The following is a 285-nucleotide window of genomic DNA, read 5'->3' on the forward strand; positions in this document are numbered from 1 at the left end:
CATCCACAACATCCTTGGGGGCTGCCGTCGGGGGGCGGCATGACACGGATCACAGCATGGCGTGGCGCCCGATGCGGGAGCAAGAGCGCGCAGGCACGGGTTCAGCCACCGGCGCGGGCCCCGGCGGCCAGCAACTGCGCCGGGCGCGGGCCGGTGGCCCGGCATACCCGGACGAAGCCGTGGTCGCGTGCCAGCCCGGCCAGGCGCTCACTGGCCACGACCATCGGCGCGTGCTGCCAGCGTGACAGTACCTCGGCCGGCAGCTGCGGCAGGACGCGCTCGAGT

The 285-nt window shown here is 74.4% G+C and carries 1 protein-coding gene; it reads right to left on the reverse strand.

Features of this window, described 5'->3' with window-relative positions:
* Window positions 1–101: 101 nt before the first annotated feature.
* A partial coding sequence (locus SB822_RS56400; protein WP_410859018.1) for a hypothetical protein occupies window positions 102–285 on the reverse strand: 184 nt, incomplete at its 5' end.

Source organism: Paraburkholderia sp. SIMBA_054 (assembly GCF_046534875.1).
Lineage (GTDB): Bacteria > Pseudomonadota > Gammaproteobacteria > Burkholderiales > Burkholderiaceae > Paraburkholderia > Paraburkholderia hospita.